At 61.5% G+C, this 25849-nt stretch carries 24 protein-coding genes; 15 read left to right on the forward strand and 9 right to left on the reverse strand.

Translation table 11 applies throughout. From position 1 onward, the window contains the following. Positions 1 to 50 precede the first annotated feature (50 nt). Positions 51 to 1307: an urea ABC transporter substrate-binding protein gene (gene urtA, locus AC3WQS_RS23935; RefSeq protein ID WP_019744446.1), complete on the reverse strand. Its 1257-nt coding sequence runs from the start codon at positions 1305 to 1307 to the stop codon at positions 51 to 53. A gap of 267 nt (positions 1308 to 1574) precedes the next feature. On the opposite strand from urtA, the gene AC3WQS_RS23940 reads away from it, so the two are divergent. The 9 genes from AC3WQS_RS23940 (at position 1575) to AC3WQS_RS23980 (ending at position 10940) form a co-directional block, all read left to right on the forward strand. After that, entirely contained in the window at positions 1575 to 2342 is a 768-nt protein-coding gene (locus tag AC3WQS_RS23940) for a TetR/AcrR family transcriptional regulator (protein WP_021343386.1), read from the forward strand. Positions 2343 to 2468: 126 nt separating this feature from the next. Beyond that, entirely contained in the window at positions 2469 to 3653 is a 1185-nt protein-coding gene (locus AC3WQS_RS23945) for an ABC transporter substrate-binding protein (protein ID WP_492712826.1), read from the forward strand. A gap of 15 nt (positions 3654 to 3668) precedes the next feature. Continuing rightward, positions 3669 to 4544, forward strand: coding sequence for a branched-chain amino acid ABC transporter permease (locus tag AC3WQS_RS23950; RefSeq protein WP_019744443.1), 876 nt, complete (start codon positions 3669 to 3671; stop codon positions 4542 to 4544). Then, complete coding sequence (locus AC3WQS_RS23955) at positions 4544 to 5572, forward strand: branched-chain amino acid ABC transporter permease (protein ID WP_019744442.1); 1029 nt, start codon at positions 4544 to 4546, stop codon at positions 5570 to 5572. Before AC3WQS_RS23950 ends, AC3WQS_RS23955 begins: the two co-directional genes overlap by 1 nt. After that, positions 5569 to 6342 (forward strand): ABC transporter ATP-binding protein, encoded by a 774-nt coding sequence (locus tag AC3WQS_RS23960; RefSeq protein ID WP_029254813.1) that lies wholly within the window; start codon positions 5569 to 5571, stop codon positions 6340 to 6342. The genes AC3WQS_RS23955 and AC3WQS_RS23960 overlap by 4 nt, the downstream gene beginning before the upstream one ends. Position 6343: 1 nt before the next feature. Then, complete coding sequence (locus tag AC3WQS_RS23965; protein ID WP_492712827.1) at positions 6344 to 7048, forward strand: ABC transporter ATP-binding protein; 705 nt, start codon at positions 6344 to 6346, stop codon at positions 7046 to 7048. Positions 7049 to 7057: 9 nt separating this feature from the next. Further along, the gene (locus AC3WQS_RS23970) at positions 7058 to 8698 is read left to right on the forward strand and encodes a class I adenylate-forming enzyme family protein (RefSeq protein ID WP_029254814.1); all 1641 of its coding nucleotides are present in this window, start codon (positions 7058 to 7060) and stop codon (positions 8696 to 8698) included. Between the two features lie 68 nt (positions 8699 to 8766). Then, a complete protein-coding gene (locus AC3WQS_RS23975) occupies positions 8767 to 9786 on the forward strand; it encodes an alpha/beta hydrolase (protein WP_047889783.1) in 1020 nt (339 codons plus the stop codon). Between the two features lie 131 nt (positions 9787 to 9917). Continuing rightward, complete coding sequence (locus AC3WQS_RS23980; RefSeq protein WP_047889782.1) at positions 9918 to 10940, forward strand: alpha/beta hydrolase; 1023 nt, start codon at positions 9918 to 9920, stop codon at positions 10938 to 10940. Positions 10941 to 10945: 5 nt separating this feature from the next. On the opposite strand, the gene ramB is transcribed toward AC3WQS_RS23980, so the two are convergent. From ramB to AC3WQS_RS24000, 4 genes are all read right to left on the reverse strand, one after another. Continuing rightward, the gene (gene ramB, locus AC3WQS_RS23985) at positions 10946 to 12358 is read right to left on the reverse strand and encodes an acetate metabolism transcriptional regulator RamB (RefSeq protein ID WP_019744436.1); all 1413 of its coding nucleotides are present in this window, start codon (positions 12356 to 12358) and stop codon (positions 10946 to 10948) included. Between the two features lie 121 nt (positions 12359 to 12479). Continuing rightward, positions 12480 to 13739, reverse strand: a complete 1260-nt coding sequence (gene fmdA, locus AC3WQS_RS23990) for a formamidase (protein WP_019744435.1) — start codon at positions 13737 to 13739, stop codon at positions 12480 to 12482. A 94-nt stretch (positions 13740 to 13833) separates the two neighbouring features. Further along, a complete protein-coding gene (locus AC3WQS_RS23995) occupies positions 13834 to 14121 on the reverse strand; it encodes an FmdB family zinc ribbon protein (RefSeq protein WP_020906737.1) in 288 nt (95 codons plus the stop codon). Positions 14122 to 14200: 79 nt separating this feature from the next. After that, the gene (locus tag AC3WQS_RS24000) at positions 14201 to 14824 is read right to left on the reverse strand and encodes a serine/threonine protein kinase (protein ID WP_428689700.1); all 624 of its coding nucleotides are present in this window, start codon (positions 14822 to 14824) and stop codon (positions 14201 to 14203) included. Positions 14825 to 15327: 503 nt separating this feature from the next. Between AC3WQS_RS24000 and aceA the strand changes: the two genes are divergently transcribed. From aceA to AC3WQS_RS24020, 4 genes are all read left to right on the forward strand, one after another. Beyond that, entirely contained in the window at positions 15328 to 16617 is a 1290-nt protein-coding gene (aceA, locus tag AC3WQS_RS24005; RefSeq protein WP_003941533.1) for an isocitrate lyase, read from the forward strand. A gap of 184 nt (positions 16618 to 16801) precedes the next feature. After that, entirely contained in the window at positions 16802 to 17698 is an 897-nt protein-coding gene (locus AC3WQS_RS24010) for a 3-hydroxybutyryl-CoA dehydrogenase (protein WP_003941541.1), read from the forward strand. A 91-nt stretch (positions 17699 to 17789) separates the two neighbouring features. Further along, positions 17790 to 20096 (forward strand): 5-methyltetrahydropteroyltriglutamate--homocysteine S-methyltransferase, encoded by a 2307-nt coding sequence (gene metE, locus AC3WQS_RS24015; protein WP_492712828.1) that lies wholly within the window; start codon positions 17790 to 17792, stop codon positions 20094 to 20096. 72 nt (positions 20097 to 20168) lie between these two features. Beyond that, positions 20169 to 21209 carry an NAD(P)-dependent alcohol dehydrogenase gene (locus AC3WQS_RS24020; RefSeq protein WP_492712829.1) on the forward strand — a complete coding sequence of 347 codons (1041 nt, stop codon included), beginning with the start codon at positions 20169 to 20171 and terminating at the stop codon, positions 21207 to 21209. Positions 21210 to 21224: 15 nt separating this feature from the next. Here AC3WQS_RS24020 and AC3WQS_RS24025 read toward each other — a convergent pair whose 3' ends face one another. Both AC3WQS_RS24025 and AC3WQS_RS24030 read right to left on the reverse strand, forming a co-directional pair. After that, positions 21225 to 22019 carry an RNA polymerase sigma factor SigF gene (locus AC3WQS_RS24025; protein WP_020906739.1) on the reverse strand — a complete coding sequence of 265 codons (795 nt, stop codon included), beginning with the start codon at positions 22017 to 22019 and terminating at the stop codon, positions 21225 to 21227. Then, complete coding sequence (locus AC3WQS_RS24030; RefSeq protein WP_020968899.1) at positions 22016 to 22447, reverse strand: ATP-binding protein; 432 nt, start codon at positions 22445 to 22447, stop codon at positions 22016 to 22018. The genes AC3WQS_RS24025 and AC3WQS_RS24030 overlap by 4 nt, the downstream gene beginning before the upstream one ends. A 391-nt stretch (positions 22448 to 22838) precedes the next feature. Here AC3WQS_RS24030 and AC3WQS_RS24035 point away from each other — a divergent pair, with 391 nt between their 5' ends. After that, entirely contained in the window at positions 22839 to 23282 is a 444-nt protein-coding gene (locus AC3WQS_RS24035; RefSeq protein WP_020968900.1) for an STAS domain-containing protein, read from the forward strand. Positions 23283 to 23353: 71 nt separating this feature from the next. Here AC3WQS_RS24035 and AC3WQS_RS24040 read toward each other — a convergent pair whose 3' ends face one another. After that, positions 23354 to 24622: a glycosyltransferase gene (locus AC3WQS_RS24040; RefSeq protein ID WP_020906742.1), complete on the reverse strand. Its 1269-nt coding sequence runs from the start codon at positions 24620 to 24622 to the stop codon at positions 23354 to 23356. Positions 24623 to 24742: 120 nt separating this feature from the next. On the opposite strand from AC3WQS_RS24040, the gene AC3WQS_RS24045 reads away from it, so the two are divergent. Next, on the forward strand, positions 24743 to 25156 hold the full coding sequence (locus AC3WQS_RS24045) for a DUF6292 family protein (protein ID WP_003941464.1): 414 nt from the start codon (positions 24743 to 24745) through the stop codon (positions 25154 to 25156). Between the two features lie 22 nt (positions 25157 to 25178). Here AC3WQS_RS24045 and AC3WQS_RS24050 read toward each other — a convergent pair whose 3' ends face one another. Beyond that, positions 25179 to 25748 (reverse strand): DUF2231 domain-containing protein, encoded by a 570-nt coding sequence (locus AC3WQS_RS24050; RefSeq protein ID WP_020906743.1) that lies wholly within the window; start codon positions 25746 to 25748, stop codon positions 25179 to 25181. Between the last annotated feature and the right edge of the window lie 101 nt (positions 25749 to 25849).

Raw genomic sequence — 25849 nt, forward strand, 5'->3', positions numbered from 1 at the left:
GACGCTCCACCTCTCTACTCGTCGATTCCGTCAATTCCGCCTTTCGTCGATCAGCTGCCGAGTCCCTCGGCCCAGGGGTAGTTCTTCAGGTACGGATCCGGCTCGATCGGCTGTCCCGAATCCCAGACCGTGTAGATCAGTCCGTCGGAACGGATTTCGCCGATTCGGGCAGTCTTGGTGATGTGGTGGTTGTCGCCGTCGATGGTGACGAGTCCTTCGGGTGCCTGGAAGGTCACACCGTCGGCGTTGTCCTGAATATCCTTGACCGCAAACGAGTTGGCCTTCTCGACGGTGTTCTTCCAGAGGTAGACGGAGGTGTATGCCGCTTCCATCGGATCGGACGTGGGCTTGTCCTGGCCGAACTTCGCCTTGTACGCCTCGACGAACTTCTTGTTCTCGGGTGAGTCGATGGTCTGGTAGTAGTTCCACGCCGTCAGCTGGCCTTCGACGTTCTGGACTCCGATACCGCCGACCTCTTCCTCGGCAATGGAGACGGAGACGACGGGCATGTCGGCGGGCTTCAGGCCGACATTCGAGTATTCACGGAAGAACGCGACGTTGGAATCACCGTTGAGTGTGTTGAACACGGCATCGGCGTCGGCTGTGCGGACCTTGTTCACGATGGTGGAGAAGTCGGTCGAGCCCAATGGCGTGTAATCCTCGCCCTTGATCTCGATGCCGTTCGCTGCCGCGTAGGCCTTGATGATGCGGTTGGCGGTCTGCGGGAACACGTAGTCGCTGCCGACCAGATACAGCGACTTGACGCCCTTCTCCTTCAGGTAATCCAGAGCCGGGATGATCTGCTGGTTGGTCGTTGCACCCGTGTAGAAGATGTTCTTCGAATCTTCCAGTCCCTCGTACTGGACCGGGTAGTAGAGCAAGGAGTTGTTGTCCTCGAACACCGGCAGCATGGCCTTGCGGCTCGAGGAAGTCCAGCCACCGAAAACTGCTGCGACGCAATCGCTGCTGATCAGTTTCTCGGCCTTCTCGGCGAACACTGTCGGCTCCGACGCGCCGTCCTCTGCCACGATCTGGATCTTCTTGCCCAGCACACCGCCGGAATCGTTGATCTCCTGCACCGCCAACGAGATGGAGTCGCGGACCGTCACTTCACTGATGGCCATGGTGCCCGAGAGTGAATTCAGAGAACCGACCTTGATCGTGTCCCCCGAGGTGTCGACGCACGACGTAGCCGTCGAATCTCCCGATGCGGTGTCTGTCGCCTTGCTTCCGCAGCCGGTGAGAACCAAGCCCAGCGCGGCGAGAGCGGCCGGCGCGGCAAGGGTGCGCTTCGAGAAGGTTCGCATGTACGGGCCTTTCGTGTCGATGGCTCTGGCAGACAATGGCTCTGACAGATCTGTATCCGGAGTGCGTATACAACGCTGTATTCGTCGAGTGCACAGAGTAGGTGGAAGTTGTTGCGGTGGAATGACTGTCGGTGACAAGTGTGTGTCCGGTGTTTCGATTGGATGTCCAGGACCTCACACCGCAGGTCAGCGAGGGTGCGGTGTTAGCATCGACGAGAAATTGATCAAGCACTCGCTTGACGATCGGAACGTCGGAAGGATCTTCTCGTGCGCTCGACCCGACGGGACGAAATACTCGCTCATGCGGCCAAGCTGTTCAGTGAGCGGGGAATCGCCGCGACGACGGTACGCGACATCGCCGACGAAGTCGGGATTCTCTCCGGCAGCCTCTATCACTACTTCGACTCCAAGGATGCGATAGCCAACGAGATCGTCGTCCGGTTTCTCGAAGACCTCAACGTCAGGTACGAAGACTCGATCGAGCCGGGAGGTTCGGCCCGAGATCGCCTGGCAACGATGGTCTCGGTGTCTTTTGCCTCGGCGGTGGATCACCCGTATGCGACGGAGGTCTATCAGGGAGAAGCCATACTTTCGTCGCAACCGGCGGACGCGCCCATCACCATCCTGGTTCAGAAGGCACACAGCTACTGGCGATCGGCTATCGCTCGCGGAATTGCCGACGCGGAGTTTCGGGAAGACATCGATCCCGAACAGTTTCACCGTCTCCTGCGTGAATCCGTCTGGTCCACCGTCGCGCAGTATCGCCCGCAGCTTTCCGAGTTGGCGGATGATCTGCAGCGCAATCTGATTTCGGTTTTCCTGGACGGCTTCGCCGCACGTTCCGTCGACGGCGAGCCGGTGGCACGCATTGCGCAGCGCACGACGAAGAAGGAAGCGCAGACCGTATCTCCTGCCTCCGAATTTGCCGAACTCCGCTCTGACTCCCAAATGGCCGAACTCCGTTCGGACGTCGACGAATTGAAGTCCGTCATTCGCGAACTCAGCTCCTCGATCCGGCAGCTGCAGAAGCCGTAACACCGCAGTTCCTGCGCGTGTAGTTCGAATTTTGACTATCGGTGTGACCCAGTGCATACTTCTGTCCACACTCGTAGATCAAGCGCTTGTTTGATTTACCAAGCAGAGTTTGGACGGGAGATTGATGTGAGACTCGGAAAGGCGATTGCCGTCTGCGCGGCAGTGGTCCTCGGGGCGAGCGCGTGCGCATCTGCCGGTGTCATTCCCGAAGACACCATCGTCATCGGTTTGGACGAGGACTCCACCGGGCCCGGTGCGTCGTACAGCACGATCGCCGGCAAGACCGTGCGTATGACTGTCGACCTGATCAACCAGGCCGGCGGAATCAACGGCAAGCAGGTCGAATTGGTTGTCGAGAATGACGAGAGCAGTCCCACCAAGACCCCGTCGATCATTCGGAAGTTGGTCGATCACGGATCAAGTGCGGTCATCCTCGCCACCGGCAGCGGGTCGGTGCTGCAGGCCAAGTCGATTCTCCAGCAGTCGAAGATTCCCGCGATAGCTCCGGTCGTTCTCAGCGACGCCTTTGCCTCGGCGCCCGACAACGACTTCTCGTTCATGATTCCGAACTCGTTGAAGCAGTACGCCCAGGTGTACTGCGGGGCTTTCGAGAAGATGGGGTACAAGTCCCTGGGAATTCTCGGTGACGCGAGTGCGTCCATCGACGGAATCATCAAGACCCTGCGGCCGGCGCTCGAGAAGTGCGCGAGAGTGACGGGCGTCGAAAAGGCGCCGGTGGATGCCGCGGACATCACCGCACAGGTCTCACGTCTCGCGGAAACCGAACCGGACGCGATTCTGGTCGCCAGTATCGGCGGGCACTTCGAAATCCTCGCGCACAACACCTTGTCGAAGATCACCCCGCAGACGCAACGCTTCTCACTCGCTTCCATCGGAAACCAGCCCGCATCTTGGGCTTTGGCAGACCCGAAGGCGTTGAGCGGCATGGTGTACATGGGCTCGCTCAGTGAGAACAACCCGAGAACCGCCGAACTGCGTAGCAAGGTGCAGGCGGTGAAGGGGCCTGATTATCAACTGACTGCCTACGACGCTCAGGCGTACGACGCCGTCATGATGTTGGCCGAGGCCATCGAGATTGCCGGCGACCACCGAGATCGGACGGCCGTTCGTGATGCTCTTCAACAGGTTTCGGCACTTCCCGCCAGCTTCGGCCAGGACGGATTGACACTGTCGTTCTCCTCGCAGGATCACCTGGCTCCGGACAGCCTCTGCGGACTGGTGCTCGTCGAATTCGGTGAGGACAACAAGCCGGCCCATCCGTGGGATTCCTACCAACCCCCGTGTGGATAACCGAGGAGCCTTGACATGACAGACGCACAACTGTGGCTCGCTGCCATCGAGATCGGTGCATTCTTTTCACTGATAGCCCTCGGAATGTATCTCGTGGTGGTCGGCGCCGATTTCTTCAATTTTGCGATGGGTCCGTATGCGATGGCTGCGGCCTTGGCGTCGAGTTGGGTCGCGATCAATTACGGGCTCGCTCTCTGGATTGCCATGCCGCTAGGGATCGCGGTAGCGGTGGCGCTGTCGATCCTGACGGAAAAGCTTGTGGTCAAACAGGTTCAGAAGCGATCGGGTCGTGGGGAACTACCGGCGTTGGTGGCTGTGACCGCAGTACTGTTCGGGATCCAGCAGCTCGCCGGCACTGTCTTCGGCCGCACACCACTTCCCGGGCAGAAGATCTTCGACTTCGATCCGATATCGGTGCTCGGTGCCACCGTCGACAGTTCGACCGTTGTACTCGTCGTCGGAACTGCAGTGATCTTCGTCGGTATCGGACTGTGGCTGAACCGGTCCACCTCGGGCCGTCTGCTTCGCGCCGTCGGCGACAGTCCGGATGCCGCCCGCGTCCTGGGCTTGCCGGTGGATCGGGTACGCCTCATCGCGTTCACCCTCGCGGGTGTGATCGCCGCCGTCGCCGGACTTCTGTTCGCTCCCAAGGCCGGTGTTCAGTTCACGAGCGGTCTGTCATGGACGCTGACGGCATTCATCGCACTCGTCATCGGTGGTACCGGCCGGAGTTGGGCTCCGCTGATCGGCGGAATGGTGTTGGGCGTCGTCCAGGTATTCGCCCCGTACTACTTCGGTGCGAGTGCTGCTCAAACCGCGATTCTGTTGATTGCCCTGGTGTTCTTCGCTTTCCGTCCGGAAGGCTTGCTCTCGAGGAAGGTTCGCGTCTGATGGCCTCGCTTTCTACCAGTCCGCTGACGTCAAATCCGCCCACTCCGGCCGGCAGTTCCCGGACGAGGATGCTCGCTGTGTCACGGGAAGCGCTGATCACCGTGGTCGTGGTCGCTGCCGTGCTGCTGTGGATGGGGCCGAGTCTGTACCGACAGGATCTGGTGTTCCTCGCTGCGACGTATTCGCTGATCGCCCTCGGCATGTACGTGCCATTCGTGCTCGCGGGATCACTGTCGATGGCGTACAGCGCGTATGCGGCGATCGGCGCGTATGCCGTTGCGCTGATCTCGGTTCGGACCGGGTTGTCGATGTGGTGGGGATGGATTCTCGGCGCCCTCGCCGCTGCAGCGGTTGCAGTACTCCTCAGCTTGGCAACGCAGAAACTCTCCGGCTTCTACCTTGCCGCTGTGACCTTGTTGTTCGGTATCGCTTTCGAGCACTGGTTGATCGACGGGCCGAGTTTCACCGGCGGGTCGGCCGGGGTCTCGGGCGTCGAGACTGTGACGATGTTCGGCTGGGAGCCACCGCGCTATGCATTGGTCGTGTTCGCGATCTTGTTCGTGTGTCTGATCGCGGTCGCTGTCGATCGACTTCGGAAATCGGTGTGGGGGCTGATGTTGCAAGCTGCCCGCGACAATCGTAATGTCGCACGGTCTTCCGGCGTCAATCCTGCGCACCTGACCGTTGTGGCGCTGGCGATCGGTGCCGCGATCGCGTCGACCGGCGGATCGCTGTTCACCGTGTCGGTGCAAGCTGTCACTCCTGAAACCTTCACTCTCAGTATTGTTTTCCTTGCAATCTTTATGCCGATCATCGGCGGTCGCGGCTCGGCGTGGGGTGCTCCGCTCGGTGCATTGATCGTGGTGATCGTGACGCTGAACATGCCCGGCTACCAGGGAAGTGGCGAACTCCTGCTTGCCGGAGCCGTCCTGGTGATCCTCATCGTGGCGCCTGGTGGGGTGATCGGGTGGAGTCAGAACGTTCTCGGTCGAATGAACCGTCTGTACAAGGAGCGTGGCAATCGATGACTCGGCTACTCGAAGTGAGCGGGCTCCACAAGTCCTACGGCGGCGTCCGCGCTGTCGACGATGTCTCGTTCAGCGTCGGACCGGGAGAGGTGATCGGCCTGGTCGGCCCGAACGGGGCAGGCAAGACCACACTGGTGGACTGCATCTTCGGCACACAGCAAGCAGACTCCGGAACCGTCGCGCTCGCCGGTGCTCCCTTGACCGGGCCGTCGGAGCGCCGTGCACGGCAAGGGCTCTCGCGCACGTTTCAACATCCGCAGCTCGCGGCGGAACTCGACGCCGTCGACAACATCATCCCGGGACTGTACGGGCACAAGATCACCTCACCTCTGCACTCGCTGTGGTGGGCGATCAAAGGACCTTTCGAGAACTGGGACCGGACAGCACAGCGGGCCCGGGAGATTGCTGCGCGATACTCGGTCACCGACGTCGAGAGTGCTTGCGGGGATCTCAGTTTGGGGGCGCAGCGTCTGGTCGAGGTGGCGCGGGCGATGGCGACCGAACCCGATGTTCTCCTGTTGGACGAACCGTTTGCCGGCGCGGATCACGACGGCATCGCTGCCATCTCCGGTGCCGTGCGATCGATTGCCGCGCAGGGCAAAGGAGTAGTCCTGGTCGATCACAACGTCGATCTCATCGCGGCGCTCGCCACCAAGATCGTGCTGCTCAATTTCGGATCAGTGGCGTTCTACGGACCACCGCAGGAGTGCTTGGCCAGCGACGCGATGCGAGAAGTCTATTTCGGTTCCGAATACGAGGAAGGCGCCTGACATGCTCGAACTCGACAGAGTCACAGTTCGATACGGATCCGCTGTCGCCGTCCGGGAAGTCTCCCTTGTCGCCCCCGCCGGTGAAGTGACAGCGATCGTCGGGCCGAACGGTGCAGGCAAGACCAGCTTGGCGGGATCCATCTACGGCTCGGTTCCCGCCACCGGGACAATCAAATTCGATGGTCGAGAGATCCAGAAATTATCGGCACTGGATCGTGTCCGCAGCGGATTTGCCTACGTACCCCAAGGCAGGCAACTGTTCATGCGAATGTCCGTTCGCGAGAACCTACGCGTCGGCGCAGACCTGCTGGGATTGAAAGCCGATGCCGTGGAAACAGCTTTCGAGAGGTTCCCGATCCTGCGTGAACGCTCCGAGAGTTATGCCGGGATCCTCAGCGGTGGTGAGCAGCAGATGTTGGTTCTGGGGCGGGCCCTTCTGGAAACCCCGAAGGTGTTGCTCCTCGACGAGATGATGACAGGACTGGCACCGAAAATCGTCGCGGAGCTGCGAGCGCTGGTCGGGGGTCTGGCCGCCGAGGGTGTGACCGTCATCGTGACGGAACCGGCACTTACTGCACTGAAATCGGTTGTCGACCGCGGATATGTCATGCAGCGCGGCGAACTCGTCCGCGAATGCGATTCCGCAGCGACACTGGACAACGCGTACAAACAATCGATGGGCGTACTCAGCGCCGACGGGAGATGATCCACGATCATGCTTGAAACGAAGACACTCGACTTCACCGTCGGTGAATTCGCCACGAATCCGGACCGGTTCGCCGGCGTCAGCATCAGCGAAATGGTCAGGCATTGGTCTGAGACCATCCCGGACGAAACCGCCTTTGTCACTCCGGAATCGAGGGTGTCGTGGAAACAGTACGACGCGGCTGCCGATGCGATCGCGTCGGCGCTGGATCTAGCTGGTGAGGGATACGGACATGTAGCCGTGTTGCTCCCCGACACCGCTGTATTCCATGCGGCTCTCTGCGCAGCATTTCGTACCGGCCGCGTCGCCGTCGGAATCGGTTCGCGCTCGGGCATTCGCGAGATCTCTCATCTGATCGCCCGCTCGGAAGCCTCCGTTCTCGTCACCACACGCACGCTGCGCGGCGTCGATACCGCCGAACTCGTGGCGAGTCTGCGGGCAGAGCATCCCGGACTGGACGTCGTCTTCGCCGACGAACGCGCCGACGTGAGTTTCGAACGCGTGAGCGCAAACGGCGAACTCACCTCGTTGTCGGTCGAACTAAAGCAGTTCCCCGCAACCAGCCCGTGTTTTGTCACGTCAGCCGTTTCGATGCTGAACTCGACGTCCGGCACAACGGGCCTACCCAAACTGGTCACACAAACCGAGGATCGTTGGGTTGGTTTCTCCGAGATTGCCGCCGAGGCGGCGGCGATCGGTCCGGATGAGGTGTTCCTCGGTGCGGTTCCGGCACCTTTCGGATTCGGCCTCTGGACTTCGCATTTCCTGCCGGCGCTACTCGGTGCTCGCAATGTCGTCATGGAACGCTTCGACGTTTCGGTGATGATCGAGTTGATCGAGCGCGAACGGGTGACTGCTTTGAATTGTGTGAGTACACAATTCAAGATGCTGTTGCGTTCGGAGGCCGCGGAATCGGCCGATCTCTCGTCACTTCGTTTCATGTTCACCGGTGGTGAAGCCGTGCCGTATTCGGAGGCACTGGCCTTCGAACAACGTACCGGAGCGGCTGTCCTGCAGTTCTACGGATCAAACGAAACCGGCGCCGTCTCGGTGACGACGGTTTCGGACGGTTCCGATACCCGACTGAAGACGTGCGGCCACGTCATCGATCGCATGCAAGTTCGTGTATTCGACGATGCGGCAAAGGAAGTGACCGGCTCCGTCCGTCGCGGTCAGCCTGCGGTCAACGGCCCGCTGATGTGCCAGGGTTATTGGGGCGACGTCGATGCAAACGACGAGTTGTACACCGACGACGGTTGGATGCTTCTCGGCGACATCGTCGAGATCGACGAGACCGGGCGGGTGCGTGTGGTCGGGCGCAAAGCCGACATCATCATTCGAGGCGGCAAGAACATTTCCGCGGTCGAGGTCGAGGAGTACGTGCGCGCGCATCCTTCGGTGGAACTGGTCGCCGTGGTCGGAGTCGACGATCCGCTGTTCGGTGAGAAGGTCTGTGCGGTCGTCGTGTCCGCCGATGACGATCTGAGTTCGGTGGACCTGACCGCCTGGCTGCAGAGCCGAGGAGTGACCCGCGAGTACATACCCGAGTACGTGATGACGGTCGCCGAATTGCCGATGGCGGCAGGCGGCAAAGTAGCCAAGGGCGAAGTCAAGGCACTCGCGCAGCGGCGGATCGCTGAACTCGGCTGATCGCGCCTGACAGTACCGGCGTCGCGTTACGCTGATCCGGACATTTTGCCGAGAGTGAAGGAAACCCGATGACGAACCCTTCACCGCATCGGTGGCGCAGGCGCTTGCTGTGGGCTCTGGCAATTGTGTTCGTTCTGGTCGGAGCCGTGGTTCTGGCCTTCGTTCTGAGCCCGAGACCTGGCGCACTCACCGTACGATGGGTCTTCGATCGTGATGCCGTGAAAGTCACCGAGGCGCTCGAGAAGCACGCGCCCGAAGGCGTCGACTCGATCAAGGACCAGCAGTACCGCGCCGATGACGACGACGCATACCTGGATGTCTACTTTCCCGCAGCGACGACGACCGCATTGCCTACGGTGATCTGGACTCATGGCGGTGCCTGGATCTCGGGAAGCAAGTCCAACTACGCGCCGTACTACGAGTTGCTGGCCTCTCGTGGCTACACCGTTGTGTCCCTGGACTACTCACTCGGACCTGAGCATCACTATCCGACAGCGGTGCGGCAGCTCAACGACGCTCACGCGTACGTCGTCGCGAATGCGGAACGGCTGCATGTTGATCCGACGACGGTCGTTCTCGCCGGTGATTCTGCGGGAGCGCAACTCTCGAGTCAGCTCGCCACTCTCATCACTGATCCCGCGTATGCGAACCGTGTGGGCGTGGTCCCGTCGCTGCGGCCGGATCAGTTACGTGGAGTAATCCTGAACTGTGGAATCTACGACGTCGGGAACATGGTCGGCGGACCCGGCATCATCGGTTGGGGGGTTGATCGGTCCCTCTGGGCGTATACCGGCGTGCGTGACTTCATGAGTACCGAGGCAGCGGATCAGATGTCGACCTTGAACTACGTCAGCGCTCAATTTCCGCCTGCCTACATCAGCGGCGGCAACGCGGATCCTTTGACAGATTCTCAGTCGAAACCGTTGGCTGACAAATTGACGGGGTTGGGAGTTGCGGTCGACACACTGTTCTATCCGGCCGATCACGTTCCGGCGCTCGGTCACGAGTATCAGTTCGATCTGGACAATGCCGACGGTCTCACTGCCCTCGATCGCACGGTTCAGTTTCTCGACGCACACACCCGCTAGTTGTCGGATGATGCTGAGACGCTGAAGAAATGGTCATTTCAGACAAAGCGCCGCGGGTGTGTTGCCGGGGAATTCTCGACTAGTCCTTTTGGTCTAGCCTGGGTGAATCCGATCCGACCCCAGGAGTTGTTGTGCGCGCGTCTTCCCCCGACAGACGGCGAAGGCGCATTGTCGGAATCGCGGCGGTATTCGTCGTCATTCTGCTGTCCGGGGTAACCGCGGCAATCGTCAGTCCGTGGCCAGGAGTTCTCCTCGTACGGTGGATGTCAGCGGGTGGCTCCGAAGCGACTCACGCACAACTCGACAGGCATGCACCGTCAGGAATCGTCTCGATTTTCGATCAGTCGTACCGCGACGGCGACGACGATGCACAACTGGACGCGTACTACCCGTCGGAGTCCACTTCGGCGCTACCCACGGTGGTCTGGGTGCACGGCGGTGGCTGGATATCAGGATCGAGAACTGATGCCGACGGCTACTACAAACTGTTGGCAAATCAAGGCTTCACTGTGATTTCGGTGGACTACTCACTGGGACCAGATGCGTATTACCCCACCGCAGTGAATCAACTGAACGACGCGTATCGATTTATCGTGAGCAATGCGGACAGGTTGCATGTCGATTCGAACAATCTCTTTCTTGCGGGAGATTCGGCAGGCGCGCAGTTGTCCAGTCAGTTGGCGACGGTCATGACCAGCCCTGACTACGCGTCGGAAATGGGTGTGGAGCCGGCATTACGTCCCGAGCAGATACGCGGAGTTGTCCTCGACTGTGGGGTCTTCGATCTGAAACCCCTGCTGTCGCAGGGGAAGTACTTCGGTTGGGGCGTCGACAAGCAGTCGCTGTGGGGGTATCTCGGAACGAGGGACTTCGACGGGTCGACTGCAGTGGGTCAGATGTCGACACTGGGCCATGTGACCTCGGACTTTCCAGCGACGTTCATCACCGGCGGAAATGTCGACCCACTGACCGCCAGCCAGTCGAAACCCATGGCAGAACGGCTCGCCGATCTGGGCGTCGAAGTAGACGCACTGTTCTACCCCGACGATCACGAGCCTGCGCTGGACCACGAATATCAGTTCGACCTCGATACCGTGGACGGGATGATCGCGTTCGATCGCACAGTCGCGTTCCTACGCAACTACGTGCGTTAGCGCGGTCAGCGAATCACGTAAGGCGAAATCGAACTCCGGTGCTCGCTGATGTCGAGGTCTTTACCCAACGGCGGGAAGGCACGCTGCGGACAGTTGAGGCGTTCGCAGACACGGCAGCCCGAGCCGATCGGCGTTCCCGGATTCGACTCGTCCAGATCCAGACCGTCGCTGTAGACGAGTCGGTGGGCGTGTCGAATCTCGCATCCCAATCCGATGGCGAAGATCTTTGCGGGCTGTCCGTATCGAGCCGCTCGACGTTCGACCGTGCGAGCAACCCAGAGGTATCGGCGGCCGTCGGGCATCTGTGCGATCTGGGGCATGATCTTGCCCGGATACGAGAACGTCTCGTAGACGTTCCACAGCGGGCACGTACCGCCGCTGGTGGAGAAGTGGAATCCGGTGGCGGACTGACGCTTCGACATGTTTCCGGCACGGTCGACACGGACGAACATGAACGGAACCCCGCGAAGTTTGGGGCGCTGCAGGGTCGAGAGGCGGTGGCAGATCGTCTCGTAGCTCGCGGAATAGAAGGCGGACATGCGCTCGATGTCGTACCGGAAGTCCTCGGCGACGTCGTGGAACTGGCTGTATGGGAGCACGGTGGCCGCCGCGAAGTAGTTGGCCAATCCAAGTCGCGCCAGGGAGACCGACGCTTCGCTGGTGAAGTTGCCTTCGGCCACCAACGAGTCGAGCAGATCGCCGTGCTCGAGGTACGCGAGTTCTGTCGCGAACTTGAAGACCTGTTGCCCGCCGGAGAGCCGTGCGGAGATTTCCAGGACCCTGGTATCCGGGTCGTAACGATGAAGTATGTTCTCGCCCAGGTCGACTCGTCGAACGATCTGCACGCCGTGGACGGTTTCGAGGCGTCTGGCGATCTCGCCGGCGACGTCGCCGCGATGAAAGCGCATCCGGGCAGTGAGTTCTTCGGCCGCGGTGTCGAGATCGTGAATGTAGTTCTGCCGCTGATAGAAGTAGTCGCGCACTTCCTCGTGCGGCATGGTGATCGAACCGCTGCCGCTGCCGTCCGAGAAACGGTCTTCCGTCGCTGCGGCGAGCTGCGCCGTCGTGTTGCGGAAGCGGCGATGCATGTTGACCATCGCCTTGGCCAGGCCCGGGTGCGTGGAGACCATCTCCGCGATTTCGTGGGCGTCGGCGTCGATGCCCATCTCCTGATCGAGGGCAACTTCACGCATTTCCGCGATCAGGCGCGTGTCGTCCTGTGGGGAGAAGAAGGTGGTGTCGACACCGAAGACTTCACTGATTCGCAGGAGGACCGGCACGGTGAGTGGCCGGACGTCGTGCTCGATCTGATTGAGATAGCTTGCCGAGATCTCCAGCGTCTTGGCCAGCGAAGCCTGACTCAACCCGCGCTCGGTCCGCAGTTGGCGGAGCCGGACACCGACAAAGGTTTTCGACATTTTCCCAGGATACGAGTGACAGTCCGGCTTCGCAAAGGTGGGTTTGCAGAATTCGCACCGGTACCCCCTGTGAGTGGTTGAGGAGTCCTCACACTCCTCAACCACTCACGGGGCCGGAGGCCTAGACCCTGTTCTCCGAACGCGGAGCGCCGATTCCGGGATCGATCTGGAACGGTCCGCTCGACGAGGGTGCGAGGGGGAAGTCGAAGATCGCAGTCGGGAGATACACCGTCGAACACGAGTTGGGGATATCCACGACGCCAGACAGGCGGCCCTCGATCGGTGCCGCACCCAGCAGCAGGTACGCCTGCTCCGGCGCGTACCCGAACTTGGTCAGGTACTCGATCGCATGCAGGCACGCACGCTGGTAGGACAGATGTGAATCCAGGTACTTCTGTTCGCCGTCCAACGTGACGGAAGTGCCCGAGAACGCAAGCCACTCGGAATACTGCGGATCCGTGTTGCCCGGCATGAAGATGGCGTTCTCGGAAACGCCGTAGGTATCCATTCCGCCCTTGATGATGTCCACACGAAGATCGATGAAGCCGCCCATCTCGATGGCACCACAGAAAGTGATCTCACCGTCGCCCTGGGAGAAGTGAAGATCGCCGACCGACAGATTCGCACCGTCCACGAACACCGGATAGAAGATTCGGCTGCCCTTGGTGAGGTTCTTGATGTCCTGGTTTCCGCCGTTCTCACGCGGGGGAGCGGTGCGAGCCGCCTCGCCGGCCACGCGGGTGTACTCGTCACCGGTCAAGGTACCCAGCACTGCATCGCGGGGCTCGGGCGGAAGTGCAAGCGGGGGAACCCGATTGGGATCGGTGGCAATGAGGGCGCCCTCGCGGGCATTCCACTTGGCGAGCAAGGCTGCCGACGGAGCCGTGCCCATGAGTCCCGGGTGGACGATGCCCGTGAACGAGACGTGCGGAATGTGACGCGACGTCGCCGTTTGGCCGGAGAAATCCCAGACGGCCTTGTACGCGTCGGGGAACTGTTCGGTGAGGAAGCCGCCGCCGTTGTTCCGAGGGAAGATGCCCGTGTACCCCCAGCCTTGGCCGGCCAACGGACCCGAATCTTCTTGGGGGATAGGCCCGATATCCAAGATGTCGACGATCAAGAGGTCGCCGGGCTTCGCGCCTTCGACGGAAAAGGGGCCGGACAGCGTGTGGACCGTGGTCAGTGGTGCATTGAGAATGTCGTCGGCCGAGTCGTCGTTGTGTATTGCGCCGTCGAACCATTCGCGGCAATGGACACGAAACGCATCACCGGGTTTCACCGTCACCGCCGCCGGGATGTCCGGGTGCCACCGATTGTGGCCGACGATCGCCTGGTCGGTGAATTTCTTGGCGGAATCGAGTGGAAACAGCAGTTCAGGCATATGCACTCCTCATTCTCGAAGAAACGGAAAACTCGTGGCGGCAGGACTTTCGTGTCGGATCGGGACTCACGGCCAGGACGCGCGGTGAGGACGCTCAGGGGCGAGGTAGCTTGCGGTGCAACGGATTGGACGTCGTCGGGGCAGATTGTCGGCCACGGCCGGGTAGTGACCCACTGACCACGGCAGGCTCGTGAGCTGATCGGGCAGTGCTGTCCAGTAGACCCATCGCGGTTGACGAGCTGTGACTCAAACGGGGAGACGAGACAACACGCTTCGATTCGAGACTGCACTGGGGGCAACGGATCGACTGGGGCACTTCGGCCATCGCGAACGACCGCTCGAGCGGGCCGCAGCCGGTACAGCGAAACTCGTACAGAGGCATGCGGTCACGCTATCGGAGGATCCGTAAGTGCGACACTGGAACGACACGCACCGGGTTGCCGATGCCGCAATTGCGCCCGTCAGCGCAAGTACACAACCGCGTTGTCGCCGCCGGTACAGGTGACGATGCCGGAGGTCACCTTGCACCCCATCGTGTACTCCTTGCCGGTCACCGGACTACGTGCGGACACGGTGCTGGAGGCACCGGTGGCACCGGAGTTTCCGTAGGCGATCCGAACTGCCTCGGCAAACTCGCACGAAGTTTTGCCCCCACTTGTCGCGGACTCCTTGTAACTTCCGGCCGGCTGCCCGCCGGGGCAGGCGGACGCACCGGCCGGGAAGTTCGCGGCGCGCGCGGTCGTCGGGGATGTCGTGCTGGGAGCGGTTGTGGTGGTGCCGGGTGTGTTCGCGGCGGTGATGGTGGTGTGGGCGGCGCCACCGGCGGCCGAGTTGGGGACGTCCTTCGGCCAGAGGACCCAGGCAAGCCCGCCGAAGAGAGCCAACACAGTGATGACTCCGATTACGGATACCGGAATCACCCAGCCGGGCCGACGCCGCGGCGGATTTCCACGTGGCGGTGCAGGCGGGAATCCCTGGGGCGGGGGATACGACTGCGGCGCGGCCCGGTAGCCCAACTGCGGCGGCTGTGGACCGGATTGCGACCATGCCTGGTTGTTCGGTGGCCGCTGATAGTTGTCCGGCACCGCTTTATCGCCCGGTCGGGGGCGTCGAACGACAAGTCATGGTTCGACAGCATATGGCCGGCGAATGGGTTGTCTGTGGCTTTCCGACGGGTGGATCCCTGGAATTGCCCGAGCGAAGCCTGTTGCCACGAAGTGATTGCGGTCACTTGCGAGTCGTGAAGTTGGCTCCGAAGTAGCGGATGGGCCTGTTCCGAGTGCCGCGCGAACTGCCGGAATTCGCAAGCGGCGGAGTTGAGTGCATTTCGTTCACAGCCTGCGGTTTCTTGCTACTCGCCAGTACGGAACCTGTCCGATTGGGTAGTACCAGCCGTGTAGGAATCTTCACAGACTTAGCAAAGTGTGTTGAAAAGGTAGCGAAGATTGGCATTAGCAACAGGTAGACGGCACTTTTTCGATGTGCCATTCTCGGTAAGTACACAAGAAGGGCCTGGCAAGTATGTGAAGTAGTACGCACGTACTGCTCACAACAGGCCGGACCAGCAGATCAAAGAGATGGAGTCTTGATGTCGACCACCGGCACCCCGAAGACCGCAGCTGAGCTCCAGCAGGATTGGGACACCAACCCTCGCTGGAAGGGCGTTACTCGTAACTACACGGCCGATCAGGTCGTCAAGCTCCAGGGCACCGTCGTCGAGGAGCAGACCCTCGCTCGTCGCGGATCCGAGATCCTGTGGGATCTCGTGAACAACGAGGACTACATCAACTCCCTCGGTGCACTTACCGGCAACATGGCTGTGCAGCAGGTTCGCGCCGGCCTGAAGGCCATCTACCTCTCCGGTTGGCAGGTTGCCGGCGACGCTAACCTCTCGGGCCACACGTACCCGGACCAGAGCCTCTACCCGGCCAACTCGGTTCCGACCGTCGTTCGCCGCATCAACAACGCACTGCTGCGCGCCGACGAGATCGCCAAGACCGAGGGTGACACCTCCGTCAGCAACTGGCTCGCTCCGATCGTTGCCGACGCCGAAGCCGGCTTCGGTGGCGCTCTCAACGCTTACGAGCTGCAGAAGGCCATGATCGGCGCCGGCGCTGCCGGTGTCCACTGGGAGGATCAGCTCGCTTCGGAGAAGAAGTGCGGCCACCTCGGCGGCAAGGTGCTCATCCCCACGCAGCAGCACATCCGCACCCTGACCTCGGCTCGCCTGGCTTCCGACGTTGCGGACGTTCCGTCCGTCATCATCGCCCGCACCGACGCTGAGGCTGCAACCCTCATCACCTCCGACGTGGACGAGCGTGACCGCCCGTTCCTCGACGGAACCCGCACGGCTGAAGGCTTCTACGGCGTCAAGAACGGCATCGAGCCCTGCATCGCTCGCGCCAAGGCTTACGCACCGTACGCAGACCTCATCTGGATGGAGACCGGCGTGCCGGATCTCGAGGTTGCAAAGAAGTTCGCCGAGTCCGTTCGCAGCGAATTCCCGGACCAGCTCCTGGCCTACAACTGCTCCCCTTCCTTCAACTGGAAGGCGCACCTGGACGACGCGACCATCGCGAAGTTCCAGAAGGAGCTCGGCGCGATGGGCTTCAAGTTCCAGTTCATCACGCTGGCAGGCTTCCACTCGCTCAACTACGGCATGTTCGACCTGGCCTACGGCTACGCCCGCGAAGGCATGACGGCATTCGTCGACCTGCAGGAGCGCGAGTTCAAGGCTGCCGAAGAGCGTGGCTTCACCGCCATCAAGCACCAGCGTGAGGTTGGCGCCGGCTACTTCGACACCATCGCCACCACCGTTGACCCCAACACCTCGACGGCAGCTCTCAAGGGCTCCACCGAAGAGGGCCAGTTCCACTAAGAACTGACTTCGGGTGGGGGAGAGGCTCGGCTTCGGGTCTCTCCCCTGCTTGTATCACCGCACTACTTTCTCTCGTCTTCAAGGCAGTTCCGATTGCGTCGGCCACCAGCGTCGACGCAGTTCGAAGTGCTTCTTTTACAACACCTTCACCAGACAAACTCCACGAGACAAACAAGGAGCTGACGTGACCAGCGAAAAAATTCAGCGCGTCGGCGTTATCGGCGCCGGAATCATGGGTGCCGGAATCGCCGAGGTGTGCGCCCGCGCACATGTCGATGTTCTGGTCTTCGAGCAGACTCGCGAGCTTGCAGCAGCCGGGCGTTCACGCATCCTGCGTTCGCTCGACCGCGGTGTGAGCAGCGGAAAGATCACAGAACGTGAGCGTGAGCAGGCCGCATGGCGTCTGCGTTTCACCTCCGATCTGGGAGATTTCGCGGACCGCCAGCTCGTCGTGGAGGCCGTTGTCGAAGACGAGAAGATCAAGAGCGAAATCTTCGCCGAGCTCGACGCGGTCGTGACGGATCCAGATGCGGTTCTCGCGTCCAACACGTCGTCGATCCCGATCATGAAGCTCGGCATCTCGACCAAGCGTCCCGAGCGAGTCATCGGTATGCACTTCTTCAACCCGGTTCCGGTTCTGCCGCTCGTCGAATTGGTGACGACGCTCAAGACCAGTGCCTCCGTCTCGCAGCGCGCCGAGGCTTTTGCCAGCGACATCCTCGGCAAGCAGGTCGTCCGCAGTGCCGACCGCTCCGGCTTCGTCGTCAACGCACTCCTGGTGCCGTACCTGCTCTCGGCGATCCGCATGGTCGAGTCTGGCTTCGCTACGAAGGAAGACATCGACAAGGCAACGGTTCTCGGCCTCGCGCACCCCATGGGTCCGCTGGCTCTGACGGACCTGGTCGGACTCGACACCGTCAAGTCCATCGCCGACTCCATGTACGAAGAGTTCAAGGAGCCGCTGTACTCCGCTCCGCCGCTGCTCCTGCGTATGGTCGAAGCCGGATTGACCGGCAAGAAGTCCGGCGCGGGCTTCTACGAATACGCCGACAACGGTCGCTCCACCAAGCAGGCAAGCTAAGGCCCAAAGCCCCTGTGCGCGTTTGTGGAGTGTAGAGACTCCATAAACGCGCACAGGGCGCTCGCGCCCCTCGGTTAGAAAGGTCGACCGCATGTCCAGCAGCACTGCAGCATTCGGCTCCAGCGTCCTGGGGTATCCGCGCATCGGGCCGCGCCGTGAGCTCAAGCGCGCCCTCGAGTCCTACTGGCACGGCACTTCGGACAAGGACGCACTTCTCGCGGTCGCCAAGGAACTCCAGGAATCGACCTGGAGCGAATTGGCTGCGACGGGACTGAGCCAGGTTCCGGGCAACACCTTCTCCTTCTACGATCACGTCCTCGACAATGCGCTGCTCTTCGGCGCAGTGCCGGAGCGGTTCAAGCCGCTCGAGGGCGCCCTCGATCCGCTCGATTTCTACTTCACGATGGCCCGCGGTCGCCCGGACTTCCCGCCTCTCGAGCTGGTGCGCTTCTTCGGCACGAACTACTACTACCGTCAGCCCGAGATCGACGCGAACACGATGTTCTCGCTCAACTCGGAGGCACTTCTCGACGAGTTCGAACGCGCTAAGGCGCGCGGCATAGAATTGCGCCCCGTCATCATGGGGCCCGTCTCGCTGCTTCTGCTCTCGAAGGTCGGACCTGCCACCGAGAAGTCCGATCCGACCTTCACCCCGCTCGACTTGTTGGACGCGCTCCTGCCCGAGTACGAGAAGCTCTTCGAGCAGCTCGCCAAGGCCGGTGCCACCTGTGTTCAGTTGGACGAGCCTTCGGTGACCGAGGACCGCACCCCCGAGGAGCTAGCCGCTCTGGGACGTGCGTACGAGAAGCTGTCGACGGCTCCGCTCCGCCCGCGCCTGTTGGTGACGGGTCCGTACGGCAAGTTCGGCGAAGCCCTCAACATCTTGGCGCCCACCAAGATCGAGGCCTTCGGTCTGGACTTGGTGCACGGCAAGATCACGGCCGAGGAACTGGCCGCGGTGCCGAACATCAAGCGCAAGCGCATCTACGCGGGCGTCGTCGACGGTCGCAACGTCTGGCGCGTCGACCGGTTCAACACCTTGACGTACCTGAACGAACTCAAGGACGTTGTGCCCGACCTCGTCGTCTCCACGTCGTCGTCGCTGCTGCACGTGCCGTACGACGTGCTCTCCGAGTACGACATTCCGGGAGACGTCGCAGACCGTCTGGCTTTTGCGAAGCAGAAGGTCGGCGAGGTCGTCTCCCTGGCGAAGGCACTCACCGAAGGTCCTTCGGACAAGTGGCGTAAGCGTCCGACGAAGGTGCACTTCAAGCTCAAGCACGCTGTCCGTGCTCGGGTCAACGCGATCAAGCCCGAAGATCGTGTGCGTGCACCGTACGAGGAGCGTCGTAAAGCTCAGCAGGAACGGTTGAACCTGCCCTTGGTTCCGGCCCAGACATTGGGTTCGTTCCCGCAGACCGACGCGATTCGCCAGGCTCGTTACGAACTCGGCCAGGGGCGTTTGGAGTGGGACGACTACTACAAGCGCATCCAGGAAGAGATCGAGCGCACAATCCGTCTGCAAGAGGACATCGGTCTCGATGTCTTCGTGCACGGCGAGCACGAGCGCAACGACATGGTCCAGTACTTCGCCGAACTGCTCGAGGGCTATGCCTTCACGCACAACGGTTGGGTTCAGGCCTACGGATCTCGTTGTACGCGTCCGCCGATTCTCTACGGCGACATCGCACGTCCGAAGCCGATGACGGTCGAATGGATTGCGTACGCGCAGTCGCTGACCGACAAGCCGGTCAAGGGCATGCTGACGGGTCCGGTCACCATGATCGCCCGTTCGTTCGTTCGTCAGGATCAGCCGCTCTACGAAACGGCAGAGCAACTGGCACTTGTCATTCGAGACGAAATCGCGGATCTCGAAGCTGCCGGAATCGCCATCATCCAGGTGGACGAGCCGGCAATTCGTGAACTGCTGCCACTGCGTGAGGACGGCCGGGAGGCCTACCTGGAGTGGGCCGTCGACGCGTTCCGTCTGGCAACAGGTGGAGCGAAGCCGGAAACACAGATCCACACACATCTGACGTACTCCGCTCGGTCGTCGGTGGTCGACGCCATCGAACGGTTGGACGCCGATGTGACGGCTATCGTCGCGACCCGCTCCATCACGTGGGTTCTCGAAGCACTCAAGGAAGGCGCGCTCACGCACGGCGTCGGCCCCGGTGTGTACGAATCTCGTTCGGCTCGGATTCCCGACATCGACGAGCTCGACGAATTGCTCACCGAGGCAAGCGAATCGATCTCTCTCGATCGTTTGTGGGCCAACCCGGACGGTGGCCTCAAGACCCGCCATCCATGGCAGCTCGAGCCTTCGCTGCGGAACATGGTTGCGGCCGCGAGGCGCCTGCGTCGTCGCGCCGAACAAGCGGAGCGCGACGCCGGGTAAGTCACGTCAAGAACACGTCATGGAGGGGCCTGCGATTTGCAGGTCCCTCCATGCACGGGTAGGCATGTGTGCATGGTTACTGCTGCTGCTTACGCCGCGACGTCCGCTGACGGTCCGCTCGAGAAGGCCACCGTCGAACGCCGCGAGCTCGGTCCACTGGACATTCTCATCGACATCAAATTTGCCGGCATCTGCCACTCCGACATCCACACCGCTCGCAACGAGTGGGGCGGAGCCAAGTACCCGATCGTCCCCGGACACGAAATCGCCGGTGTCGTCGCCGCCGTGGGTTCGGACGTCACCAAGCACAAAGTCGGCGACCGCGTGGGCGTCGGCTGCTTCGTCGACTCCTGCGGAGAGTGCGACGCCTGCCTGGCCGGCGAAGAGCAGTACTGCCGCAAGGGTGTGACCGGTACATACAACGCCACCGGACGCGACGGCGAGCGCACTCAGGGTGGCTACTCGACGCACATCGTCGTCACCGAGCATTTTGTTCTCTCGATCCCCGAGGGCATCGAACTCGACGTTGCCGCGCCGCTGCTGTGCGCCGGCATCACCTTGTACTCACCGCTGCGGCACTGGAATGCCGGCCCCGGCAAGAAGGTCGCCATCATCGGGTTCGGCGGCCTCGGTCACGTCGGTGTGAAGATCGCCAAGGCGCTCGGCGCGGAAGTTACCGTCCTGAGCCAGACGCTCGGCAAGAAGGAAGACGGCCTTCGTCTCGGTGCCGATCACTACTACGCGACCAATGACCGTGAGACGTTCAAGGCTCTTCGCGGCGAGTTCGACCTGATCCTCAACACGGTCTCGGTCAATCTCGATATCGACGCCTACATGTCCTTGCTCGCCATCAACGGCACTCTCGTCGAACTGGGCCTGCCGGAGAAGCCGATCGAAGTTCGAGCATTCTCGCTCGCCGCAAACCGTCGTAGCCTCGCCGGCTCCATGGTGGGCGGCATCCCGCAGACACAGGAGATGCTCGACTTCTGCGCCGAGCACGGCATCGGCGCAGAAATCGAACTGATTCCGGCGAGCGACATCAACGACGCTTACGAGCGCGTGATCAAGAGCGACGTTCGATACCGATTCGTGATCGACACCGCAACAATCTGACCACCTCAGTCACGTTCAGTCGAGTTGCTCGCGAAGATTACTCAATGTCTTCGCGAGCAATCTCGACACGTGCATCTGGGACACACCGACTTTCTCGGCGATTTGTGTCTGCGTCAGGTTTCCGAAGAATCTGAGCATCAACACCGTCCGCTCTCGTTCGGGCAGCTTGTCGAGAAGTGGACGTAAGGCCTCGTGATTCTCGACGTTCTCGAGTGCTGCGTCGTAGTCACCGAGTGTTTCCACGAGCGGAAGATCGTCGGTGTGATTGGACGCGGCACCGTCGACCGAGACGGTCTGGTACGCGTTGCCGGCGATCAACGCCTGGGCAACTTCTTCACGTTCGATCCCCAACGTCTCGGCCAACTCGTCGACGGTCGGCGCGTGCCCGAGTTGTTGTGACAGCTCGCTGATGGCTTGCCCGAGTTGGAAGTGCAACTCCTTCATCCGGCGTGGAACCCGCAATGCCCAACCGGTGTCGCGGAAGTGTCGTCGAACTTCGCCCATCACGGTGGGAACCGCGAACGAGACGAAATCGGATCCGCGCGTGGAATCGAAACGGTCGACGGCGTTGACCAGACCGAGGCGCGCCACCTGAACCAGATCGTCGTGTGCCTCGCCGCGCCCGTCGAATCGTCTGGCGATGTGTTCGGCCAACGGTAGGCACCTGGTGATCAGTGCGGTGCGCACTCGTTCGTACTCCGGACTGTGGGGCTCGAGGGTCCGCATTTCCTCGAAAACGGGTATGACGTCCCGATATTCGTCGGTGGACCGCCGGCGCGGGCGTGACGGGCCGTCTGCGGAAGCGGTCACAGGCGCCCGCTGAGGGCCTTGGTGAACTTCATGGTCGTGATGTAGCCGACGCCGCCCAGGTTCTCTTCCTGGTCGAGCGAAATCGAATCGGTGAGTTCGGTGAGGATGTGCCACCCGAACGATCGCTGAGTGCTGTCCTCGTACTCCGTGGTTGTCGTCGATACGGATACGTGCAGTTGCGGGGGAGTGAACACGAACCGACACACCAGAACCGAATCAGGCGCAGCACGAACAATCAGATGCGTACAGATTTCGTCCATGGCCAATTTGATGTCGGCGATGGCGTCGAGGTCGAAGTTTTCCTGAATGGCAACAGTGGCGGCCAGTGCACGCAAAATCGACAGCTGATCGAGAGTCGCTTGAATCCTCAACTCCACAACTGGCTGAGTCTGATCCTGATCGGGCTCGAGTGCGCTGAGGTGTGCCATAAGTTCTCCGGATCGTCGTACCAGGGGTCGCGGTGAAGTCTGGTGCCGAGAACGATACCCATCTCGACCTTCACAGTGACCCCCGAACACGAAATTTGGTCGATGGTGGTGCCGGGGTAAACGACACGATTCTGCTCACGACCGTTGGCGATCGCAACATCGGATTACCTCGCGGAACCGCAGACCAAACCACATTTTTGTTCGGAACACCGAAACGAATGGTCGCAACGCACTTGTGACGCCGGTCATGCTGGCGTACTGTTTCAAACCGAGGTTGAGCACACAGCCGATGAGGGATTTATCCGTAATTCTGGAGACCCGTTCATCGTGCGGCTCCTTCGGAGGTCCCTTCTCTTTTGCAGAGTGTAAACCGTTGCGGGATGGGAGAACCATGACTGTTGTTCCAGGATCATCTATTTCAGGCTTTACGAACGCGGCGAAGGGATCGGTAGATTACGGACCTCCCGCGACCGGGACAGCGACCGCATCGTTTCACGCGCACCGCATCAGTGCACATACCGCTGTGATCCACGTTCGTGGCGAGATCGACCTGATGAGCGCCAATGCTTTTCGTGACTTCTTGACGTACCACGTTGCCGCGGACCGGACGCTGGTTGTCGATCTCTCCGAACTCGAATTCATGGGGACGTGCGGCTTGTCCGTGCTGTCGGTCCTGTCGACGCGATCACGCGACGTGGGCGGCACACTCGCGCTCGTCTGCGCCCGCCCGGTTCAGAGGCTACTCAAAGCAGCTGGTCAGGAGTCGATGTTTGCCTGCTACGAGTCGCTGGATCATGCAATCGGACTCGAAGAGACCCGACGTTTCCCGGCTTGATACCGCCCTTTCGCCGATAGTTTCGAGTCACCTACAGTTTCGAGAAATCAGCTTCGTAGAGCCCGTCAGCGTCAGTGCACTTCACTTCGGTGAGTGCCCTTGTGTTGGCGGGCTCTCGGCGGTGCTGTGACGCAGCGGCCGTAGGTTCGGACCACCTCGGTGGCGACGTGATCCCATGAATACGATTCGCACGCTCGGGCCCGACTCTGCCGTGCAAACGCCGCGCCCTCGTCTTCGTCGTCGAGAAGATGCCGGACCGCGCGCGCGGTTTCCACGGGGCTGTTCACCGGCACCCGACGCCCCGTGAGTCCGTCGATCACCGTATCCCGCAGTCCGCCAACAGGAGTCGCGACTACAGGAACTCCGCACGCCATCGCTTCCAGCGCCGCGATTCCGAAAGGTTCGTATCTGGGGGTGCATACGAGGGCGTCGGCCGACCGCATCAGTTTCGGTAGTTGGCGGTGCGGAACCCGTCCCAGTAATTGGACTCGATCTGCGACGCCGAGCCGCTCGGCGAGCTTGACCAAGCGGATCGCAACCTCGTCGGTGCTCAGTTGCGCGACGGGTGGCCCGCCGATCACCACCAACTCCGTGTCCGGCAGTGAAGCCAGCGCGGCGACGGCAACATCGAAGCCCTTCTGCTCCACCAGCCTTCCGACGCAGATCAATCGGTGCGGCGCGGTCTTCTTCGCGGCGGGTCCCTCCGGGGTGAACGCTTCGGTATCGACACCCGAGGGCACCATCGTGGTCCGTGATCGTGGTGATCCCTGCCGAACCAGATCGAAGATTTCGTCCGAACTTGTCGCGATGACATGGGTTGCGCCCCTGGCGATCAACGGTTCCAGGTGAGTCCGCTCCGAGGGGCTGTCGTCGGCTGCTCCGAGGTGTCGGTGCGCCGCAGATCCCAGGGAATGGAATGTCTGAAGTACAGGGATGCCGAGTGAGCGGGTCGCGAGTTCCGTTGCCACACCAGACATCCAGAAGTGCGAGTGCACCACATCGGGTCGGTCGGTACTCCACTGAGCGCGCAGAATGCTGGCAAAGGTGCCCAGGTGGGGGAGTATTTCGGCGTCCGGGAGAGCGTGTGTCGGGCCGGCTTCGAGATAGTCGACGGAGTACCCGGCGCGGGCGCGAACGCGGTCCGGTCCACCGACGTGTGCCCGCCTGGTGAAGACGGTGACATCGTGTCCGGCGCGAACCAGGGCCGCGGACAGTTCGTCGACGTGCAGGTTCTGTGCACCGGCTGCCGAGCAGCCCACCGGTGCGAGTGGATCGGCGTTCACCGACACCATGGAGATCTTCAGCATTCGTCCGGGAGCCATAGCGGGCGAGTACTTCATCGGGTCCCCTCTCCACTTGATCGGTTCGTCTGGGGATACCCGGAGTCCGTGATCTGAACCGGGTTTCGGCGCGGTCAGCGCTGGGCACATTCCAAACACGATGGCGAGGAGTGAGGTTCGATGACAGAACAAATGCTGGTCGACGCAACCGTCGGACTCGGGTTCGAGCGGTACGTACAACGGGTGGCGGTCGGCGTGGGGGCCGGCATCGAGCAATGGTGTTGCAGGCGCGAGCATCCTCTGGAGGCCTACATCGCGTTGGATCGAACTGTGCCGCGTTTCCCTGGGCGTGAGGTGGCGTTGCTGTGGGAGGAGACGTGCGGTTGGGCCCTGGCCGTGGAGACTCGTTCAGGGGAGGACCTCATCGTTCTCGGATATCTGGGCGAACACGCAGTGCCGACCCCGGACGCCGTCGCCGACTTTGCCGCGACACTGGGCACGCGCAGCCCGCACTGGGTCATGAACAGGCCACTGGCGGATTCGGACGAGACCGCGCGAGAACTACGGAGCTACTCCGGAAGTGCTTACGCCTGAATAGTATTGAGGTCCGATCAGCTCAGTTGACCACGTCCAGGATGGGATCGAGAACCGGAGTCGCTGCAGCCTCGACGGCAGGATCGTCCATGAGTTTGAAAACGATGTGACCGCCGAGCGCGCCACCGACACCGACCGCGGTGAGCCCCAGCACCGACAGAACTCGCGCCAGCGCGAGTGAATCCTTGCCGCGTAGCCTGTACGACGCGGCAAAAGACCAGATCCCCACAGCATTCGATGCGGCGTGTACCAGCCCCACACGGCGTGCGACGTCGCCACGTTCGGACCAGTCCAGCCAGCCTGTCAGCAAAGCCGGCGGCGTCGAGACCAGTCCGAGCCCGATCAACCGTCGTGCAGTCTGCGGATCGCCTGACACGTCGAAGATCAGCGAAGCCGTCCACGCGCCCGCGGGAATGGTCACGAGGGCGGGATGGATGGGATGCCCGACGAGGGCGCCGCGCAGAAGTGCGGCGACAGTACGCGATCTGTCGGATCGCTCGGTGATCTGGAGGATTCGGCGTCTGATGCCAGTGGACGGACCGTCCAGTCCGCGCGCCGATTCGATTCCGCGGTAAAGAGTTCCGATGTCCATGCAATTCGGCTACCCGGCGTAGACGTCGGGAAACCTCACGACAGGAGTGTCTTGTCGACCGTCATGCTCCGGCGTACGGTCGAAACGAAAGAGATCCGACC

The sequence above is a fragment of the Rhodococcus sp. FW305-130 genome, from assembly GCF_058788335.1.

Excerpts from the sequence above, each read along its gene's own strand:
- ramB (WP_019744436.1), bottom strand. The coding sequence starts at position 12,358 with ATGTCGAAAACCTTTGTCGGTGTCCGGCTCCGCCAACTGCGGACCGAG.
- AC3WQS_RS23965 (WP_492712827.1), top strand. The coding sequence starts at position 6,344 with ATGCTCGAACTCGACAGAGTCACAGTTCGATACGGATCCGCTGTCGCC.
- metE (WP_492712828.1), top strand. The coding sequence starts at position 17,790 with ATGTCCAGCAGCACTGCAGCATTCGGCTCCAGCGTCCTGGGGTATCCG.
- AC3WQS_RS24020 (WP_492712829.1), top strand. The coding sequence starts at position 20,169 with ATGGTTACTGCTGCTGCTTACGCCGCGACGTCCGCTGACGGTCCGCTC.
- AC3WQS_RS23970 (WP_029254814.1), top strand. The coding sequence starts at position 7,058 with ATGCTTGAAACGAAGACACTCGACTTCACCGTCGGTGAATTCGCCACG.
- fmdA (WP_019744435.1), bottom strand. The coding sequence starts at position 13,739 with ATGCCTGAACTGCTGTTTCCACTCGATTCCGCCAAGAAATTCACCGAC.
- AC3WQS_RS24035 (WP_020968900.1), top strand. The coding sequence starts at position 22,839 with ATGACTGTTGTTCCAGGATCATCTATTTCAGGCTTTACGAACGCGGCG.
- urtA (WP_019744446.1), bottom strand. The coding sequence starts at position 1,307 with ATGCGAACCTTCTCGAAGCGCACCCTTGCCGCGCCGGCCGCTCTCGCC.
- AC3WQS_RS23955 (WP_019744442.1), top strand. The coding sequence starts at position 4,544 with ATGGCCTCGCTTTCTACCAGTCCGCTGACGTCAAATCCGCCCACTCCG.
- AC3WQS_RS23975 (WP_047889783.1), top strand. The coding sequence starts at position 8,767 with ATGACGAACCCTTCACCGCATCGGTGGCGCAGGCGCTTGCTGTGGGCT.
- AC3WQS_RS23995 (WP_020906737.1), bottom strand. The coding sequence starts at position 14,121 with ATGCCTCTGTACGAGTTTCGCTGTACCGGCTGCGGCCCGCTCGAGCGG.
- AC3WQS_RS24040 (WP_020906742.1), bottom strand. The coding sequence starts at position 24,622 with ATGAAGTACTCGCCCGCTATGGCTCCCGGACGAATGCTGAAGATCTCC.
- AC3WQS_RS24050 (WP_020906743.1), bottom strand. The coding sequence starts at position 25,748 with ATGGACATCGGAACTCTTTACCGCGGAATCGAATCGGCGCGCGGACTG.
- AC3WQS_RS23960 (WP_029254813.1), top strand. The coding sequence starts at position 5,569 with ATGACTCGGCTACTCGAAGTGAGCGGGCTCCACAAGTCCTACGGCGGC.
- AC3WQS_RS24045 (WP_003941464.1), top strand. The coding sequence starts at position 24,743 with ATGACAGAACAAATGCTGGTCGACGCAACCGTCGGACTCGGGTTCGAG.
- AC3WQS_RS24030 (WP_020968899.1), bottom strand. The coding sequence starts at position 22,447 with ATGGCACACCTCAGCGCACTCGAGCCCGATCAGGATCAGACTCAGCCA.
- AC3WQS_RS23950 (WP_019744443.1), top strand. The coding sequence starts at position 3,669 with ATGACAGACGCACAACTGTGGCTCGCTGCCATCGAGATCGGTGCATTC.
- aceA (WP_003941533.1), top strand. The coding sequence starts at position 15,328 with ATGTCGACCACCGGCACCCCGAAGACCGCAGCTGAGCTCCAGCAGGAT.